This window comes from Rufibacter sp. XAAS-G3-1, assembly GCF_013623775.1.
Taxonomy (GTDB): domain Bacteria; phylum Bacteroidota; class Bacteroidia; order Cytophagales; family Hymenobacteraceae; genus Nibribacter.
The window spans coordinates 70182-89219 of sequence record NZ_JABFAM010000012.1 but is presented as its reverse complement, the minus strand read 5'-3'; the positions used below and the strand labels follow the sequence as shown (position 1 = coordinate 89219).

The following is a 19038-nucleotide window of genomic DNA, read 5'->3' as shown; positions in this document are numbered from 1 at the left end:
AACGTATTAGTGTTGTTTTCAGCCCGATTTCTGAAAAACAGGCTAAAAACCGTTCGTTTGGAGTTCAATAAGCGCAAAGATATAAAAATGGTGCCCATTCCTAGAAACAGCCACCATTCTTCACATCTGGTAAGATAATTCATGTTCCGCCATCCTGCCGGTGGTTCCCGGCTAGTCTGGAGTCTCGCGCCAGTAGAATCCAACCCTGTGAGGTCTTGGAGACCTCACAGGGTTCTCCGTTTTGCGCCTGTTTTCCCGAAATTAGCCCTTAAACGCCGGGCAAAAGGAAGGATGATGCCTGCCCTTGCAGGAAAAAAAGTGGCAGGAAGCAATGCGTGCCCGGGACAAGGCGGCGCCTGATCTCTACCGGAATTCAATTTACCCGGTTTCGGCGTTTGGGGCTCGTTTTCCGCAAAACAGCCTTAAAACGCATCAGCGGGATTCTCCTCTCTGCGGAAGGCTAGTAAGATAATTCAGAGTTTACCTGACAATCTCAACCCAGCCTTTAAACGTCCGGACATCTGGTACCCTGCCGAAGAATTCTACTTCAACCTGGTAGAAGTAGGTGCCTTCAGAAAGGGCTTTTCCGCTGTTGTCTACGCCGCGCCAGTTCAACCCTGGGTCACCGCTGCCTTCAAACACTTTGTTGCCCCAACGGTTAAACACCCGCAACGTAGCTGTTTTGATAAAGGTTGGCCCCTGCTGAGGCGTAAAGGTGTCGTTTTTGTCATCGCCGTTGGGCGTGAAGATGTTGGGCAAGGAGAACACAATACAGTTGTCTTTGCAGACGATGTTGCTTCGCTCCCCTTCTACCCCATCTAGTCCGGTGGCGGTCACCACGTAACAACCGGCGTAGGAGGGCAAGTTTTGGTGAATGAACTGGTACACCTGCTGACCCGTATTGTCTACCGTGCCAATCTCCACAAACTCCCCTTCATCGGTCTCTCTATAATATAAGGTAAAGAAGTCAATGGTGGCGGGGTTGCAGCCGGGGGGCAGAGACCACCTTAATGTATTGGAGAACGGCGGCGGAGTAGGCCTAAAGTCTTCATTACACACCAACTCGTCAATTTCCAGCACCGGCACGCACGGCCGGACAATACTGATCTCCTGGCTGTTGTTCAGGATTGGATCAGGTAAGAACGGGTTATCAAAAGTGCCATTGGTTTGCACATACACTCTGTACTGGTTTCCGGGAATGAGCGGCACCTCTTTGCTGAACGTACCCGAGGTGGCGGTAGCCAGTACGCTGTCATGCCGGGTAAAGACGCGGTCACCATCGGGGTCAAGCCAGATCACGTGGTATCTACGTTCTGCTGCGGGGGTGGCAGTGGTGCTGGCGTTGTTCCAGGGCACATTGTACGTCCAGTTCAGTTCCATGACCGCGCCATTGGCCCTACCAGATAAGCGCACACTGGAAGCCGAGGAGGAATCTACCAGTACGGTTGGGCTTCCGCCCGTTCCTGAATGGTAGAACTCCACCCGGTAGGTGTAAGAGGTGTCTTCGGTGTTCAGGTTATTGTCGGTGAACACCGTATCATTCAGGCCGGTGAAGGTATACCCTGGTACCGGCGCGAAAGCAGCGGTGGCGCTCCGGTTCTGGCCTTCCACCCGAACCAGGCGGTACAGGAAGGGTGCGGTCAACTGGGCTACGTTGGCAGGGCGGGGCTTGCTCCACTCTACCCTTATTTTACCGGTGGCGGTGCTGGTTTCGGTGACGCTTACTTTGGTGATGGAAATAGACTCCAGGGTGGCGCACACTTCATTAGAGGCAATACTTTCCCCTCCGCTCGGCTCCGGGAATCCGGCGTAGATGCGGTAGCAGTAGGTTTTGTTCCGTGCCAGCCCCTGTCCGTTGTTGTTGTCCAGGAACGTCACTACCCCCGCACTTACCTGCCCTATCAATATATAACCGGCAGATTTTGGAATACCGGTCTCACAAGCATCGGGTACAAAGTCTGAAGGCCCTTCGCGCCGGTAAATGTACATGGTAGAGGCATTGGGGCAGGTATAGGCGCTCCAGTTGAGCCTGATACTACTACTGGACTGCGGCACGGCCGAGACCAGCACCGGTGGTGGGCCTACCACGGTAATACGCCAAGGCTGCAAGTCCACCAATCTGAGTCTACCGCTAGGTGGCCTATCCTCGGCCCGGAATACTACCTGATACGGCTCCCGCCGCACATCCTGGCAGGCCGTTTGCCAGGTAAAGATACCGGTGGTGTCATTTGCCAGCGTAAAACTTGCCTTATTTGAGACTGGGGGCAGCATACTGCCAAGGGCCGTAAGGACAACCGGATCGCGGTTGGGATCAGTCACCGTGACCGTATCGCGCAATAATGTTCCCGCCACCACGCACGTATCCCTAGGCGCGGTGATGACCGGCGGTAAGTTGGGGTCTTCCCGCACAAAGATCTGCATGTCCCTGATGACCTGCCCAATCAAGCGGCCATTCCGCCATTCCTCCACCACAAAGGCAATATTGAATTCCCCCAGTACGCCAGGGGTATTCCAAGTCAATTGCCCGGTGTATCGGTCTAGCGTCAGTCCAACGGGTCTGGTAGCTTCCGTTCTGCCCAAAAAGTTCTCCAGCCCCCTGTACCCGGGAGCGGTTCTGCCTACGGGATTGCCGCAGGCATCATTTGAGCCAATGACCCGTGGCTCCAGCATTTTGAAAGAAAGGCTGTCTCCATCTGCATCATAGGCTGCCGGATTATGCACGAAGACTTGGTTACGCACGGCCACGTCTACCGGCGGATACTGTAAAATAGGGGAAGAGTTAATGCCCAGCAGCGGGTCTATGGTAAAGGTACTTTGTAAAAGGAAGGTCTGTTGAACAGAATTAGAGAGATTGACAATGCCTCCGTTCCTGTTTTCTCCCACAAACGTCACAGTAAAGGTACCCGGCCCCGAATAGATATGCTCAAAGCGGTAAATGTTCACGAAGGTATTGTTCTGACCGTTCTGCAGCAAAGTTCTTGACTCTCTGGGCGAGGGCGTACTGAAGGTACAGTCCCCAAAATACAGTGTGGCCTCTAAGTCTTCAAAAGGTGGCGGGGCCACACTGAAGGTCACTAACGTAAAGAAGAACCGGAGGGGGTTGCGGGCTGCGGTGGTATCACTTTTCACGTAGATGTTTCCGGCGCGCAAGTGCGTGGCTTGCACCTTTGACGAGGTCACCAGAGAAAAAAGAAACAGCCCACACAGCAACAACAGGAAGGCCCATGCTTTCCGTAAAATTAGAGGCATATAGTAGCAGTTTGCATGCAAAAACAAAGATAGAAGAATCTATAGATTGACCATGGCAAGATTTAAACAAATCCATTGCACCATGGCAATATAGGTACGGGTTTATGGCTATAACGAAAACAGAGGGCCTCTGTTGTAATTAGCCGTGTGTATTATTGTTAATAGGCTATATTTCAAAAAACAGGCTGAAAACAGAGATTTATAGAACCCAAAGGGCTTCTTTTGCGACTTAATTTAGAATTGTTTAAAATAGAGGGCACAATTGCTTGAGAAAGCCGCGGCATGTACCTTTGAAAAGATTTACCATTCCTTTACACACCTTATTTCTCAACCTTAACACAACAAAATGAGTTGGTTTTCTAAAACGTTTACCAGTAGCATTGGCCGGAAACTTCTGGTGGCCGTGACAGGTCTGTTTCTCTGCTCTTTTTTAGTGGTGCACTTGGTGGGCAACCTGCAATTGTTCAAAGGTGATGGAGGAGCTTCCTTCAACATCTACTCCCATTTCATGGCTACCAACCCAATCATCCGTACCATGGAGATTGTGCTGCTGCTGGGCTTTCTCTTCCACATCTATGAGGCCTTGGTGCTTACCCGCCGCAACAAGAGCGTAAGACCAGTAGCCTATGCCTACAACCGCCCGCAGGACAACAGCAACTGGTCATCCCGCAACATGGGCTTATTGGGCACCGTTATTCTGGTGTTCCTCATCATTCACTTGTACAATTTCTTCTGGCGCGCCCGTTTTGGCGAACCCAACATGATTCCGATTGAAGGAACGGAGTATGATGACCTGTACTCAGTAGTAGTGCAGTCTTTCCATTTGTGGTGGTATGTGTTGATCTATGTGTTGGGTCAGATTGCCCTTGGCTATCACCTGTACCACGGTTTCTCCAGCGCTTTCCACACGTTGGGGTTAAACCACAAAAAGTACACGCCGGCCATCCAGAAGTTTGGGGCGTTCTTCTCTATTGTAGTACCGGCCGGCTTTGCCTCCATGCCGCTCTACTTTTTTATTCAAAGCTTTCTGAACTAAGCAATACGCTATGATTTTAGATTCTAAGATTCCCGAGGGGCCACTGGCCGAGAAATGGGAGAAGCATAAATTCAACGTGAAGCTGGTGAACCCGGCTAACAAGCGGAAATACGATATCATTGTGGTAGGTACCGGCCTGGCCGGGGCTTCTGCCGCTGCTACCCTTGCCGAACTTGGGTACAACGTAAAGGCATTCTGCTACCAAGATAGCCCGCGTCGGGCCCACTCCATCGCCGCGCAGGGAGGTATCAACGCCGCCAAAAACTACCAGAACGACGGTGACAGCGTGTACCGGTTGTTCTATGACACCATCAAAGGCGGTGACTACCGCGCCCGCGAAGCCAACGTGTACCGTCTGGCCCAGGTGAGCGTGAACATCATTGACCAGTGCGTGGCGCAAGGCGTTCCTTTCGCCCGTGAGTACGGCGGCTTACTGGCGAACCGTTCCTTCGGAGGTGCGCAGGTAAGCCGGACGTTCTACGCCCGGGGCCAAACCGGTCAGCAGCTATTGTTAGGTGCCTACTCTGCCCTCAACCGTCAGATTGCCTACGGGAAAGTGAAGATGTACCCGCGTACCGAGATGCTGGATCTGGTAATGGTAGACGGCAAAGCCCGCGGTATCGTGACCCGTCACCTGATCACTGGCAAAATTGAGTCACACAGCGCCCACGCCGTAATTCTGGCCACTGGTGGCTATGGTAACGTGTTCTTCCTTTCCACCAACGCCATGGGTTCCAACACCACGGCTATCTGGAGAGCCCACAAGAAAGGTGCCTTGTTCGCGAACCCTTGCTTTACCCAGATTCACCCCACCTGTATTCCGGTATCGGGCGGCTATCAGTCTAAGCTCACGCTGATGTCTGAGTCCCTGCGGAACGATGGCCGGGTTTGGGTGCCTAAAGCCGTAGGCGACAATCGTGCCCCCGGCCAAATCCCCGAAGACGAGCGTGACTACTTCCTGGAGCGCAAATACCCTTCCTTCGGTAACCTGGTGCCGCGCGATGTGGCTTCCCGTAACGCCAAACTGGCCTGTGACGAAGGACGCGGCGTGGGAACCACCAAACTGGCCGTTTACCTTGACTTTGCTGATGCCATCAAACGCGAAGGCTTAGATAAGATCAGCCAGAAATACGGGAACCTCTTTGACATGTACGCCAAGATCACCGGCGAGAACCCCTACGAGCAACCCATGCGCATTTACCCGGCGGTGCACTATACCATGGGTGGACTTTGGGTGGATTACAACCTCATGACTACCGTGCCAGGTTTGTACGCCACCGGCGAGTGTAACTTCTCTGACCACGGTGCCAACCGCTTGGGAGCCTCGGCTTTGATGCAAGGTCTAGCCGATGGGTATTTCGTGATTCCTTACACCATTGGGGACTACCTGGCCCAGAACCCAACCACCAGAGTTGAAACCAGCCACCCGGCCTTCCAAGAGGCCGAAGCGAAAGTGCAGGCCGATGTGAACCGTTTGTTGAGCATCAACGGCACCAGAACGGTAGATGACTTCCACAAGGCTCTTGGTCTTTTAATGTGGGATTACTGCGGCATGGCCCGTAACGCCGAAGGCCTGCAGTACGCCAAACAGGAAATCAGAAAGCTGCGCGATGAGTTCTGGCGGGACGTAAAAATCTTGGGCGTGAACGAAGAGTTGAACATCACCCTGGAGAAAGCCGGCCGCGTGGCCGACTTCCTGGAATTGGGTGAACTGATGGTAGACGACGCCCTGAACCGCAACGAATCCTGTGGGGGGCACTTCCGCGAGGAATACCAGACCCCAGAGAACGAAGCCCTTCGCGACGATGAGAACTACACGTACGTAGCGGCCTGGGAGTACACCGGTACTAACCAACCGTCTGTGCTGCACAAAGAGGAGCTGACGTTCGAGAACGTGAAACTGACGCAAAGAAGCTACAAATAATTAAGAATTAGGAATTAAGAATTAGGAGATAAACTCCAGTAAGCTGTTTGAGTTGCTCCTCTTTCTTCCATTCCTAATTCCAGATTCTTAATTCTTAATTGAAAAGAAAATGGCTGGTAATAATCCTAACAGCAAACCCATGAACCTGACGCTGAAAGTTTGGAGACAAAAGAACTTTCAGACAGCCGGTAAGCTGGAAACATATCAAATAAAAGATATCTCCCCGGAAATGTCTTTCCTGGAGATGATGGACGTGCTCAATGAGGACTTGCTCCTGAAAGGCATTGACCCGGTGGCGTTTGACCATGACTGCCGCGAAGGCATCTGCGGAATGTGCAGCCTGTACATCAACGGACGTGCCCACGGCCCGGAGCGCGGCACCACCACCTGTCAGTTGCACATGCGCAAGTTCTCAGACGGTGACACCATCACCATTGAGCCCTGGAGAGCAGGCCCGTTTCCGGTTCTGAAAGACCTTTGCACCGACCGTTCGGCCTTGGACAGAATCCAGCAGGCGGGTGGTTACATCTCCGTGAACACCGGTGGTGTGCCAGATGCCAACGAGATCCCGATCCCCAAGAACATTGCTGACAAAGCGTTTGACGCGGCTACTTGTATCCAGTGCGGGGCGTGCGTGGCAGCCTGTAAAAACGGTTCGGCCATGCTCTTCACCTCTGCCAAAGTATCTCAGTTGGCCTTGTTGCCACAAGGGAAAGTGGAGCGCAAAACCCGCGTGGAGAACATGGTGGCCCAGATGGACAAAGAAGGTTTTGGGGCTTGTACCAACATTGGTTCCTGCGCCGCCGAATGCCCGGTTGGTATCTCTCTGGAGAACATTGCCATGCTCAACCGCGAGTACATCAACGCTTCTTTCACGTCTGAGAACGTGTAAGTTTCTCTCGTTCTTTTCTGAAAGGCGAAGCTTCCCAAAGGGGCTTCGCCTTTTGTTTTAGCTCTGTTTTTGGTGAAACTGCCGTAAAACAAGATGCTCACAACTTTAAACCTATCGCCACATCTCATAATTTGCTGTAACTTTATTCCCCTACCTGTTACACCAGCTTAACCAAGAACCTGATGATCCTCATTATATCGGGCACCAACCGACCTAATTCCATCACGCTTCAGGTGGCCAAGCTCTACCAGCAGCAGCTTACCGTTCGGGGGCAATCCTCTGAAATTCTTGATTTACAAGATCTTCCGTTGGATTTCGCCTCTCCCAACCTGTATAAAAGTGAATTGTACTCTCAGGAATTCCTCTCTTTGCGGAGCCGTGTCGCCGCGGTACAGAAGATGGTGTTTATTGTGCCGGAATATAACTGCTCTTTTCCTGGTGTCCTGAAAGCGTTTATAGATGGATTGGAGTACCCAGATGCTCTGCGTAGAAAAAAAGGAGCGCTGGTAGGTCTTTCTACCGGTAGCCAGGGTGGGAACATTGCCTTAAGCCATCTCACTGATGTGCTGCATTACTGTGGCTTGCACGTACTGGCCCAAAAACCCCGTTTCCCTTACATCCACAAGCACCTGCACGAAGGCCAGTTCACTAACCCCTTGTACCGCCAGCTTTTGGAAGAACAGATAGAAGAGTTGCTTACTTTTTAACGGGCTTTTAGGGAAGGAACCAGACTTTTCTACGTTCCTTTTAACCTCTGCCTGGAACTGGCTTCTGTAGAGAGATTGGTGGGTGCACGCCTTACGCTGTTTCCTTGGATTGTCGGCTTTTGCATGGGTGCAGGCACTGTATTGTTTCATCTTTGGCGGTATGCGCTCACGGCCGCGAGGCCCCGTCTTCCCCTCTCGCACTGCCCTTTTGGCCTGTACTGCCTGTCTTCCTTAGTGGGGGTTCATCTATGGCCAAAAGCGAGGCGCACTCGGGGAAGACTGGAACTGGGAAAGTAGTTAAAGTAGTAGCAGCAAAAGTAGCAAGGGCAGTAGCAGTTATTGTTTGCATTGCCCCTGTTCCCTACTGCTCTTCCGGAGTTCCACTCTGGAAGCCAACCTGCCGGGGAGTTCTACTCCCCTACTGCTGCAACACCTGCCCGTGGTTCCCGGCGGGGCGGAACTCCGCAGCAGACAGGTTCGGGAGTAGAACTCCCAAATACCAAGGAGCAGTAATACGGACGAGTAGTGAGCCGGATAATTCCCGAGTTCACGTAAAACCCCAGCGAAACGGAAGTAGATGGAGGGACAATCCCTTGTGGTGGCCCTAAACGGTAATGCCTCCAATTGCAGCTATTTTAGAGAACACGTAAGAATGGAGTATGCGGAAAACCATGCAGGAGATGGATTCACAGCAGCAGAAAAGCTATGTTTAAGGGCAAACACCAAGAATTTCCCCTACAGGCAACAGAAACAGGAATTCACCTAATCTGTATTCAAAAAGCGCGCTGCGGAGGCCAGAGAATCATCAGTGATGGGAAAAAAAGAAGCCCTAAGACGGAGTCGTTTTAGGGCTTCTTTTTTGAAAACAGGGCAAAAAGCCTAGTCCACGTTATCGTGCAGGAAACGGTTGTCCCCTAGTAATTCATTGTCGTCGTTCAGGTTAAAGCGGGAGATTTTCTGTTCAGAGGAAGGTACCACGTTCTCTAACTGCACATTTCTGCGCAAGTAAGCAGGAACTTCTAGCTTTTCTTTGATAGAGGCATCAGAATATGGGTCGGCGCTCAATTTCCGGAGACGCTCGCGGCGCTCATCCATTCTGTTCTGCTGGGGATCTTTGCTTTCCTGGATTGGTTCAGAAATGAAAGTTTCCTCTTCATAAGAAGGAGAGATCACCCCACTATCAGAATCCAAATCAAACACAATCCGGTTGGTGTTCTCAGCTACGGGAGCCGGCTTGCGCACGGGGTCATTCGCAACCAACTGCGTGGCTGAGGCGGGCGGAGTCACCGTATAGGTAGTAGGTACTACGGGAGCGGCTGGCTCTATAACTTCTTCAGTTACTGCCTGAGGCGCAGTTGCTCCGATGGATCCGGCCTCAACGCTCTTTTTTGGTGCTGGCAGGCTTTCAATTTCCCGCGCAAACCCAGTGGCAATCACCGTTACTCTAATGCTGGCACCCAGGGAAGAATCAATTCCGTGGCCGAAGATCACCTCAGAATCATCACCGGCTTTGTCCTGGATGTAATCTGTGATTTCGGTCAGTTCATCCATCTCCAGTTCAGCCTGGTCACCAGACATAATGGAAAGAAGGATTTTTTGCGCCCCGTGAATATCCGTGTTGTTCAGCAAAGGAGATGACAAGGACTCCTCGGCGGCACGCAAGGCACGGTTCTCGCCTTCGGTGATGGCAGAACCCATCACGGCCGCGCCGGAGTCTTTCATCACCGTTTTCACGTCTTCAAAGTCCACGTTCACCTCAGACGTTACCGTAATGATCTCGGCGATACTTTTGGCGGCGGTGGTTAAGACGTTATCTGCTTTGGCAAACGCCGCCCTAATGGGCAGGTTCCCGAACATTTCACGCAATTTATCATTGAGGATAACCAGAACGGTATCGCAGTTCTCGCTGAGTTCTTTGATCCCGTTATCAGCAGCGGTGCGTTTCTTCCGGCCTTCAAAAGCAAACGGAGCGGTGACAATACCAACGGTCAAGATGTCCATTTCCTTCGCCACTTTGGCGATGACCGGGGCGGCACCGGTACCGGTTCCACCTCCCATACCGGCGGTAATAAACACCATCTTGGTATGGGCCCCTAACAGTTCCCGTATCTCTTCTTTGCTTTCTAAGGCAGCCTGTTTGCCACGCTCCGGGTTAGCCCCGGCACCTAGCCCCTCGGTAAGGGTGGTGCCTATCTGGAGTTTGTTAGGCACACTGCTGCTTTTCAACGCCTGTTCATCAGTATTGCACACCACAAACTCCACATCCTTAATGCCTTGGTTGAACATGTGGTTCACGGCATTACTTCCTCCCCCGCCCACACCAATTACCTTGATGATGGATTTGGAGTGTGATGGCACATCAAATTTATACGATGAAAAACTCATGTTATCTCTCCTGAAATTACGCGTTAATAGTTCTGTTGCTTATCGTCAAAATCATCGATCAGCATGCTCTTGGTGCGCTCCACTATCTTAGTAAAGAAACCGCCCCCGCCACTACTTGATTTCTGAACCGGCTTTGCCTCATTTGCCGCCCGGGCTACCGGAGCGTTCGTTATTTCGGTATAGCGGTTCACCCGCTCATCCAGTGCCTGGTAACCAGCTAAGACCAAACCAACGGTAGTTGCGAACATAGGGCTTTTCACAGAGTCTATCTTGCTCTTTCCCAAATGCTCATTCGGATATCCGATACGGGCATCAAGGCCGGTCAAGTACTCTACTAATTGCACCAGGTTCTGCAGTTGCGCCCCGCCTCCGGTAATCACAACACCCGCCGCTAATTGGTTGGCATACCCGCTTCTAACAATTTCTGAGTAAACGAGTTCAACAATCTCCTCCATTCTTGCCTCAATAATGAAAGCCAGGTTTTTCAGGGAGATTTCTTTGGGCGTACGGTCACGCAGGCCCGGGATGGAAACGATCTCATTGTCAGAGGCTTCATCGGCAATCGCCTTGCCAAAGCGCACCTTCAACTGCTCTGCCTGGTTCTGCATGACCATGCAGCCTTGCTTGATGTCTGAAGTAATAATATTACCCCCAAACGGAAGAACCGCAGTATGCCGGATAATATTGTCTTTGAAGATAGCCAAATCCGTGGTACCACCTCCAATGTCAATGAGGGCAACGCCCGCCTCACGCTCTTCTTCGCTCAGCACCGACATGCAGGAGGCCAACGGTTCCAGAATCAGTTGGTCAATCTCCAGTCCGGCGCGGGCAATACACTTGGTAATGTTGTTTACCGCGTTAGACTGGGCCGTGATGATGTGGAAGTTCCCTTCCAGGCGTACGCCCGACATACCTACCGGATCCATGATGCCATCTTCGTAATCCACTTTGTAATCTTGTGGCATTACGTGGATGATCTCACTGCCCGGCGGGGTTACCAGACGGTACATGTCATTGGTGAGGCGGTTTACGTCCTCCACGGTGATCTCACTGTCCAGGGAAGTGCGCGTGATGCTACCGTTGTGCTGCAGACTTTTGATGTGCTGCCCGGCAATGCCCACGTTCACCACCTTGATATCAATACCTGACTGCTCCTCTGCCTGTCTAATTGCTTTCCGGATGGCTTCCACCGTTTTATCTATGTTGCTCACCATGCCGCGCACCACTCCCTCAGATACTGCTTTGCCCAAGCCAAGGATCTCTAGCTTGCCGTATTCATTCTTTCTACCTACCAGCGCGCAAATTTTGGTTGTTCCAATGTCTAAGCCTACAACTATTTTGTCGTTCTGCGTCATGTTATTAACTATTCACAAATAATCTGATCCTTGTATTCTACATTCAAGCGGCTGTACTTGTCCCAGCCCACTACTGGCATTACTTCTTTATAGAAGATGAAAAGCTTTCTAAACTTCTCGGGCACATGCACCGGTTTGCCAAATTCAATGCGCTGGTCTCCTACCTGCGTCAGGAAACTCACTTTGCCTTTCTGGTCAATGTCCATGTGGGCAAGTTGGGCGTTCCAGAACGGGTCTTTTTCAATGTACCGTAGCAGAGACAAATATGCCAGGCCCACCGAATCCTGAAAAAACGAACTGGCTCTGTCTGATGTCACCAATGAGGAGGTCACAGGAAGGACATGGGCCGTATAGAGCGCCGACAAAGGCAGTTGATTTCCTTCCTCGTCCAGGTATACGTCCTTCTCTGTGCTGAGCAATCTGGCTATGGGCCGGTTTTGCTGTATAGAGACATTTATATTTCCTTCCAGATCCCGGGAGACCTCCGCTTGCCTTACAAATTTATGCGATTTAATCCGCATTTCCAGCCGCTTGAGATCAATCTCCTCTTTTTTCATTCCGGTGAGAGGCTGACTCCCATTTCTAGTCAGCAGTGCCATCACTTCCGATTCGCTAAGGAAGTAATTGTTATACTCATTATCAATTTTAATATTTACTTTTTTACATATTTTCTCCTCCTGTCTTGCCTTAGAAAAACCTGCTAAAAAAACAAATCCGCCCATGCAAAATACCGCAAATAGAAGCGCTTTGACCTTTCTATTCCAATACATGCTCCATTTCCTCCAATAAAATTTTAATCTCTGGCACCAGGGTGTCTACATCACCGGCACCAATGGTAGCCAACACTTTATAATCCAAATCTTTTGCCAGTAATCCAAGCACTTCTTTTTTCGTTAGAAGAAGCTTTTTTGTCTCTAATTGTTCATACAGCAGCACCGATGTAATACCAGGAATAGGATGTTCCCGGGCCGGGTAAATATCCAAGAGCCATACCTCATCCGCGAGGCTCAGGCTTCGGGCAAATCCTTCCAAAAAGTCGCGGGTGCGAGTAAATAAGTGCGGTTGAAAAATCACTCTCAGCCTCTGCCCCGGGTACAGCGCCCTCACCGATTGAAGGAACGCCTCTATCTCTCTGGGGTGGTGAGCATAATCATCTAAATATACTCTTTTTTCAGACGCATAGACCTTTTCAAACCGTCTTTTTACGCCCGTGTACGCTGAAATTCCTAAACTAATTTTCTCAGCCGGAACCCCCAGCAGTGAAACCGCCTGCGCTGCCGCCAACACGTTCTCTACATTATGGAAACCGGGCACCTGCAAAGCGGTCTGGGGCAACAGGAAGTTCCGCCCTTTGGCTGAGAATTTCATGGCCCCACCAGCAATTTGCACGCCTTCTGCGGCTAGTTCCTCCTTCTCAAGCCCATACCCAATTACCGTTACCGAAGAATTTACCGCTTCGGCAAGGCTTTGGTCTGCGGTATGGTTGAGCAGCAAATAGCCATTGGGTTTTATTTGCCGCACAAACTGGCGGAAAGATTCTACCAACGCCTCTTTCTCGCCATAAATATCCAGGTGATCAGGGTCAGTGGAGGTGACTACGGCGATGTCTGGGTGCAGGGTCAGGAACGAACGGTCGTACTCATCGGCCTCCACTACGGCCAGCGCGCGCGCTTCTTCCCGGTGCGGCAACAACAGGTTTGAGCCTAGATCGGTGGAAATACCGCCTAAAAAGGCCGAGATGGAAACCCCGGCGTGGTGCAGCAGGTGCGCCACCATGCTGGAGGTGGTGGTTTTCCCGTGCGTGCCGGCCACTGCCACCAGGTATTGGTCTTTGGTTAAGAGCCCCAGCACCTGCGCCCGTTTCATGATGGTGAAGTCCTCCCGCTCCAGGTACTGCCGTTCTGCATGGGTCACCGGAACCGCGGGCGTTAAGATCACCAGCGTTTCTGCCTTGTTTTCCCGAAAAGAGGCTGGAATCAGAGACACGTCATCCTCAAAATGAATGGTGGCTCCCTCCTCTTCCATCTTCTGGGTTAAGGGCGTAGGCGTTTTATCGTATCCGGCCACCGCGAATCCTTTGGCTAAAAACCAACGGGCCAGGGCGCTCATGCCAATTCCTCCTATGCCCAAAAAATAGATATGGCGGTATTGGTGCAGGCTCATCTTATTAATTTGAAAAGTTCCTGGACAATCGCTTCGGCGGCCTGTGGTTTTGCTAACCGGCCAATGTTCTCGCGCAAGGTTTGTTGCCGGGCCAGATCTTGGGCCAAGTCAAAGGCGACATCCCACAGTTTCTGCGGAGCCTCCCCGTCTTTCACCAGCACGGCCGCGTCTTTCTGCACCAACGCCATCGCGTTTTTGGTTTGGTGGTCTTCGGCCACGTTGGGCGAAGGCACCAGAATGGACGGTTTCTTTGCCAGGCACAGCTCAGAGATGGAAAGTGCCCCCGCCCGGGAAACGACCACATCGGCGGCGGCGTAGGCTAAATCCATCCGCTTGATGAAATCTGAGGCTTTGATCTGGTCAGCGGGGTAGGCGCTAACCGCTGTTTCAGCCGTTGGGAAAAATGTTTTCCCGGTCTGCCAGAGGAGGTTGTAGCCCGCCTCCTGAATTTTCTGCAGCGCCAACTCGGTGCTCTGGTTTAGGGTACGCGCGCCTAAACTTCCGCCAATCACCAAAAAGGTCAACCGGTCTGGGTTCAGGCCGAAGAACTGCATGGCCTCGGTGCGTTTTCCGTCCAGTTCTGTGATGTCGCGGCGCACCGGGTTTCCGGTGAGCACGATTTTGGCGCTGGGGAAATACTTGTACATGCTGTCATAGGCCACGCAGACTTTGTCTACTTTGCTGGCCAACAGTTTATTGGTGATGCCCGCGTGCGAATTCTGCTCCTGGATCAAGGACGGAATCCCCATTTTGGTGGCTGCGTACAGCAACGGGCCGCTGGCATAACCACCCACGCCCACCACCGCATCGGGCTTAAAATCTTTGATGATCTTGTAAGACTTCCTTACACTGGAAATCACCTTCAACGGGAACGACAGGTTGTCCATGGTCAGGCGGCGTTGCAGCCCACTGATCCACAGCCCGATGATTTTATAACCTGCCTCCGGCACCCGCGTCATCTCCATGCGGCCCATTGCCCCCACAAACAGGATCTCCGCCGACGGATGAAGCCGCTTGATCTCGTTCGCGATGGCTACTGCCGGATAGATATGCCCACCCGTGCCGCCGCCGCTGATGATGAATCTATAGTTTTTCTCAGGCATGCGTCAAGACATTAGCAGGTTTGTTCACTGACGGAGCGGAAACTATTTTGGCCTCGTGCTCACTGCGGCTCACGCTCAGGATAATCCCGATGGAGATTCCGGTGAAAATCAGGGAAGTCCCCCCCATACTCAATAGCGGCAGCGGCAGACCCGTAATAGGGCCCAAGCCTACGGCCACGCCCATGTTCACCATGGCCTGGATGACCAGACTGAAACTGATGCCCGCCGACAGCAATCCGCCGAAGGCTCCCAAACTATTGGTGACCGCCATCATGCCCCGGTACAGGAAGGCCAGGTACAGGAAGACCACCACAGCCCCTCCCAGCATGCCGTACTCCTCAATGATGATGGCGTAAATAAAGTCTGAGTACGGGTGGGGCAGCACGTTGCGCTGGTCTGAGTTTCCGGGGCCTTTTCCTAAAACTCCGCCCGTAGCAATGGCAATGTAGGACTGTTCCAACTGGAAGACCGTCTGCTCCTTGTCCATGAAGTTCTCTATCCGGCTCATGGCCGTACTCCCCCGTTGGCCAAACGACAAGGCAATTCCCCCAAATATCAGCCCCACCACAATCATGGTGAGAATGGGTTTCATGGGCACCCGGCCAATGAACATGAGCAAAAGGCAGGTTAAAAACAGAAGCAAGGCCGTGGAGATGTTACTCATGGCAATCAACCCGCAGATGAGGCCGCTCCACATTACCAGCGGAATCAGCGTATTTTTGGAATCAATGTCCATCTGGCGCTTGCTCAGGATACTGGCCAGGTAGGAGATCAACGCCAGCTTAGCCAAATCTGAGGGCTGGAAGGTTTGGTTGATGATGGGAATGGTCAACCACCGCGAAGCCTCGTTGATGTTGGAACCTTTGAAGTAGGTGTAAATAAGCAGGGGCACCGAGAAAATCAAGGCCAGCAAACTCAGTTTGGCGTAATATCTATAATTGATTTTATGCGCAAACCACACAAAGGCCAAGCCAATGAAGATGAGGCTGGAGTGCTTGAACAGGTAGTACTCGGTGTTTCCGCCCATTTTCTTGTAGGCCAGCGTACCCGTGGCCGAATACACCACGGCAATACTGATGAGCCCAAACGTCAAGACGATCCCCCACAGAATAGGGTCGCCTTTCAGATTATCGCGAAGCCAATTTTTGATGGGAGTGGTCATGCTGCGGTTTGGTTAAGGGCGGCCACTGCCTCGGCGAAGGCGCGGCCCCGGTGTTCGTAATTATTGAATAAGTCAAAGCTGGCGCAGGCCGGGGAAAGCAAGACCACATCACCGGGCTCGGCAAAGTCTTTGGCCAGCTGCACTGCCTCCTGCACCTCCTGCGTCTCTACCATTTTAAGCCCGGTTTTGGAAAAAGAGGCGAAAAGCTTGCTGTTGTCTACGCCCAGGCACACAATGGCTTTTACCTTCTCCTGTACCAGCGGCAGCAACGTGGTGTAGTCATTGCCTTTGTCTTTTCCGCCCACCACCCACACAATAGGCTGCTGAATTCCGTCCAGGGCGTACCAAACCGCTTCCACGTTGGTGGCTTTGGAGTCATTGACAAAGCGCACGCCGTCAATCTCCCCTACTGGTTGCAACCGATGCTCGGCGTTCTGGAAAGAGCCCAAGGCTTCCTCTATCTGCTCCGGCGCAATGCCCACCAACAGTGCCGCACCCACGGCCGCCATGGTGTTGTACTGGTTATGCTGCCCGATCAACGGAGATCTGGATGTGTCTACTTTGGCGGCGATTTGGGAAAAAGAGGCCAGAATCGCCTGCGCTTGGTATTGAATGGCTACCCCTTCAACTTCCTTCAAACCGAAAGGCACCTGTGTTCCCGGCACCTCATGGGCGGCGCGGTATTTCTGGGTTTCGGCGTCATCCTGGTTAAACAGGAAAAAATCAGAAGAGGTCATGTTCTGCGCCAAGCGGAACTTGGCAGCCGCATACTTCTCCATTTGGTACTCGTACCGATCCAGGTGATCTGGGGTGATATTGAGTAAGATGCCGATGTGCGCTTTGAAGGCGTACATGTTATCTAACTGGAAACTGCTCAGTTCTACCACGTAGTAGTCATAGCCCCCTTCCAGCACCTTGCCCGCCAGGCTCTCGCCCACGTTTCCGGCCAAGGCTACTTTCAAACCGGCACTCTTCAGCAGATGGTAAGTAAGCAGCGTGGTGGTGGTTTTGCCGTTGGTGCCGGTGATGCAGATGAACTTGCCCGAGGCATACCGCCCGGCGAACTCAATCTCCGAGATCACCGGAATGTTCCTTTCCACCGCGCCCTGAATCACAGGGGCCATGTCTGGAATACCCGGGCTTTTAATGAGTTCTTCGGCCGCATAAATCTGCTCCAGCGTATGGGTTCCCTCTTCAAAAGGAATCTGCGCCTGGGTCAATTGCGCCCGGTACTTTTCTGCAATGGAGCCCCGGTCTGAGACGAACACGTCAAAGCCCCTGGCTTTTGCCAACAAGGCTGCTCCCACGCCGCTCTCCCCTGCTCCTAGTATGGCTATCATGCTTTAGTTGTTAGTTTTCAGTTGTTAGTTGTATGTTTTCAGGTGTTATCAGATTCTTTGGAATCAGGGACTCTTGGGGGTAATCCTTTGTAGTACTTAATGAACCCTTGGAGCAATTTCTTGCAATGCAAAACTTCTTCTAACGCTTTGTTAAACTCTGTCTCTGACAAATAATTCTCATCAAAGGCTACATATAGCTGTGTTTCAATCTCAAACAATGACCCTCTAGCGATGTAGAAGAAATTAACTGCATCTTTCGTGGTTTGCCTTCCGCAGCCTTCAGCGATGTTAGAAGGCACTGAACTGCTGCCCTCCTTATCTGCAAAGCCAAACCAAACATTTCCTCTTTAGGAAATCCCCTAGATAGCCTATACACAACACCTGCTAAAACACGGGCCTTCTTCCAAACATCCAAATCCGTGTATGACCTCATTTCTCTGTTTTCTTACTGATAACTGACAACTAAAAACTGACAACTACCTTAATTTCAAGGTCACCAAGGTCAAAATCGCCAGCATGATGCCTACCGTCCAGAACCGGGACACGATCTTTGATTCATGGTAGCCCAGTTTCTGGTAGTGGTGGTGCAGGGGGGCCATCTTGAAGATGCGTCGGCCTTCGCCGTATTTCTTTTTGGTGTATTTGAAGTAGCTCACCTGCAGCATCACCGAGAGGTTCTCCACCAGAAAGACTCCGCACAGAATGGGGATTAAGAGCTCTTTTCGTAAAATGAGGGCTAAAACGGCAATGATGCCGCCTATGGCCAGGGAACCGGTATCGCCCATGAACACCTGGGCCGGATACGAGTTGTACCACAAGAAACCCACGCAGGCCCCCACGAAGGCGGTACAGAAAATAACCAGTTCGCCCGTGTTGGGAATGTACATGATGTCAAAGTAATCGGCGAAAACGGAGTTACCAGACACCCAGGCAAACACCGCCAGCGTGGTTCCAATAATGGCCGAAGTACCCGCCGCCAAACCGTCAATCCCGTCAGTGATGTTGGCGCCGTTAGACACGGCCGTGATGATAATGATGACCAGCGGGATGTACAGGAAACGGGCGTAAGAACCTAGCAACGGACTGGCGAAGCTGAAGAAATGATGGTAATCCAGTTCGTTGTTTTTGGTGAAAGGCACCGTGGTGATCATTTTCCGGACATCCTGGTAAGAAGTGGAAAAATCTATGGCGGTGATTCCTTTGGTGGTGAGGTATTGGCGCACCACCACATCTTCAGAGAAAAACAGCGTTAACCCCACAATCAAGCCTAAGCCAACTTGCCCTAGAATTTTAAACCGACCGGCCAAGCCTTCTTTGTTCTTGCGGAACACCTTGATGTAGTCATCCAGAAACCCGATGGCCCCTAACCAAACGGTAGAAACCAGCATGAGCAGAATGTAGACGTTATTGAGGCGCGCGAAGAGTACGGTCGGCAGCAAAATGGCCAGCAAAATGATGAGACCACCCATAGTAGGCGTGCCTCTTTTCTCCAATTGCCCTTCCAGACCCAGATCCCGGATAGACTCGCCCACCTGTTTGCGATGCAGCAACCGGATGAGGCGTCCGCCAAAAATCATGGCAATCAGCAGAGACAAAAGAGCCGCCAATCCGGCCCTGAACGAGATGTAGCGCATTACGCCTGCCCCGTAGAAGTCAAATTGCCGGTCTAGAAAATCAAAAAGGTAATAGAGCATCCGTTTCTTTTTATCATCAAAAGTGAGT

The 19038-nt window shown here is 51.8% G+C and carries 13 protein-coding genes and 1 pseudogene; 4 read left to right on the top strand and 10 right to left on the bottom strand.

Annotated features, from left to right (window positions below):
* Window positions 1-480 precede the first annotated feature (480 nt).
* Window positions 481-3249 carry a gliding motility-associated C-terminal domain-containing protein gene (locus HHO50_RS14745; RefSeq protein WP_181306833.1) on the bottom strand — a complete coding sequence of 923 codons (2769 nt, stop codon included), beginning with the start codon at window positions 3247-3249 and terminating at the stop codon, window positions 481-483.
* Between the two features lie 346 nt (window positions 3250-3595).
* Here HHO50_RS14745 and HHO50_RS14740 point away from each other — a divergent pair, with 346 nt between their 5' ends.
* From HHO50_RS14740 to HHO50_RS14725, 4 genes are all read left to right on the top strand, one after another.
* The gene (locus HHO50_RS14740; protein ID WP_181306832.1) at window positions 3596-4285 is read left to right on the top strand and encodes a succinate dehydrogenase cytochrome b subunit; all 690 of its coding nucleotides are present in this window, start codon (window positions 3596-3598) and stop codon (window positions 4283-4285) included.
* Between the two features lie 10 nt (window positions 4286-4295).
* Window positions 4296-6209, top strand: a complete 1914-nt coding sequence (locus tag HHO50_RS14735; protein WP_181306831.1) for a fumarate reductase/succinate dehydrogenase flavoprotein subunit — start codon at window positions 4296-4298, stop codon at window positions 6207-6209.
* Window positions 6210-6348: 139 nt separating this feature from the next.
* Window positions 6349-7101, top strand: a complete 753-nt coding sequence (locus HHO50_RS14730) for a succinate dehydrogenase/fumarate reductase iron-sulfur subunit (RefSeq protein ID WP_181306925.1) — start codon at window positions 6349-6351, stop codon at window positions 7099-7101.
* Between the two features lie 182 nt (window positions 7102-7283).
* Window positions 7284-7808 carry an NADPH-dependent FMN reductase gene (locus HHO50_RS14725; RefSeq protein WP_181306830.1) on the top strand — a complete coding sequence of 175 codons (525 nt, stop codon included), beginning with the start codon at window positions 7284-7286 and terminating at the stop codon, window positions 7806-7808.
* An 879-nt stretch (window positions 7809-8687) separates the two neighbouring features.
* On the opposite strand, the gene ftsZ is transcribed toward HHO50_RS14725, so the two are convergent.
* The 9 genes and pseudogenes from ftsZ to mraY all read right to left on the bottom strand — a co-directional run bounded on the left by ftsZ (window position 8688) and on the right by mraY (window position 19010).
* The gene (ftsZ, locus tag HHO50_RS14720; protein ID WP_181306829.1) at window positions 8688-10193 is read right to left on the bottom strand and encodes a cell division protein FtsZ; all 1506 of its coding nucleotides are present in this window, start codon (window positions 10191-10193) and stop codon (window positions 8688-8690) included.
* A gap of 23 nt (window positions 10194-10216) precedes the next feature.
* Entirely contained in the window at window positions 10217-11548 is a 1332-nt protein-coding gene (gene ftsA / locus HHO50_RS14715; protein ID WP_181306828.1) for a cell division protein FtsA, read from the bottom strand.
* Window positions 11549-11556: 8 nt separating this feature from the next.
* Window positions 11557-12105, bottom strand: a complete 549-nt coding sequence (locus tag HHO50_RS14710; RefSeq protein ID WP_255478756.1) for a cell division protein FtsQ/DivIB — start codon at window positions 12103-12105, stop codon at window positions 11557-11559.
* Between the two features lie 199 nt (window positions 12106-12304).
* Window positions 12305-13711: a UDP-N-acetylmuramate--L-alanine ligase gene (murC, locus tag HHO50_RS14705; RefSeq protein WP_181306826.1), complete on the bottom strand. Its 1407-nt coding sequence runs from the start codon at window positions 13709-13711 to the stop codon at window positions 12305-12307.
* Window positions 13708-14814 carry an undecaprenyldiphospho-muramoylpentapeptide beta-N-acetylglucosaminyltransferase gene (gene murG, locus HHO50_RS14700; RefSeq protein ID WP_181306825.1) on the bottom strand — a complete coding sequence of 369 codons (1107 nt, stop codon included), beginning with the start codon at window positions 14812-14814 and terminating at the stop codon, window positions 13708-13710. The genes murC and murG overlap by 4 nt, the downstream gene beginning before the upstream one ends.
* Window positions 14807-15976 carry an FtsW/RodA/SpoVE family cell cycle protein gene (locus HHO50_RS14695; protein ID WP_181306824.1) on the bottom strand — a complete coding sequence of 390 codons (1170 nt, stop codon included), beginning with the start codon at window positions 15974-15976 and terminating at the stop codon, window positions 14807-14809. The genes murG and HHO50_RS14695 overlap by 8 nt, the downstream gene beginning before the upstream one ends.
* Window positions 15973-17316, bottom strand: a complete 1344-nt coding sequence (murD, locus tag HHO50_RS14690; protein WP_181306823.1) for a UDP-N-acetylmuramoyl-L-alanine--D-glutamate ligase — start codon at window positions 17314-17316, stop codon at window positions 15973-15975. Before murD ends, HHO50_RS14695 begins: the two co-directional genes overlap by 4 nt.
* 38 nt (window positions 17317-17354) lie before the next feature.
* Window positions 17355-17749 (bottom strand): annotated as a pseudogene (locus HHO50_RS14685) (four helix bundle protein).
* A 43-nt stretch (window positions 17750-17792) separates the two neighbouring features.
* The gene (gene mraY, locus HHO50_RS14680; RefSeq protein ID WP_181306822.1) at window positions 17793-19010 is read right to left on the bottom strand and encodes a phospho-N-acetylmuramoyl-pentapeptide-transferase; all 1218 of its coding nucleotides are present in this window, start codon (window positions 19008-19010) and stop codon (window positions 17793-17795) included.
* Between the last annotated feature and the right edge of the window lie 28 nt (window positions 19011-19038).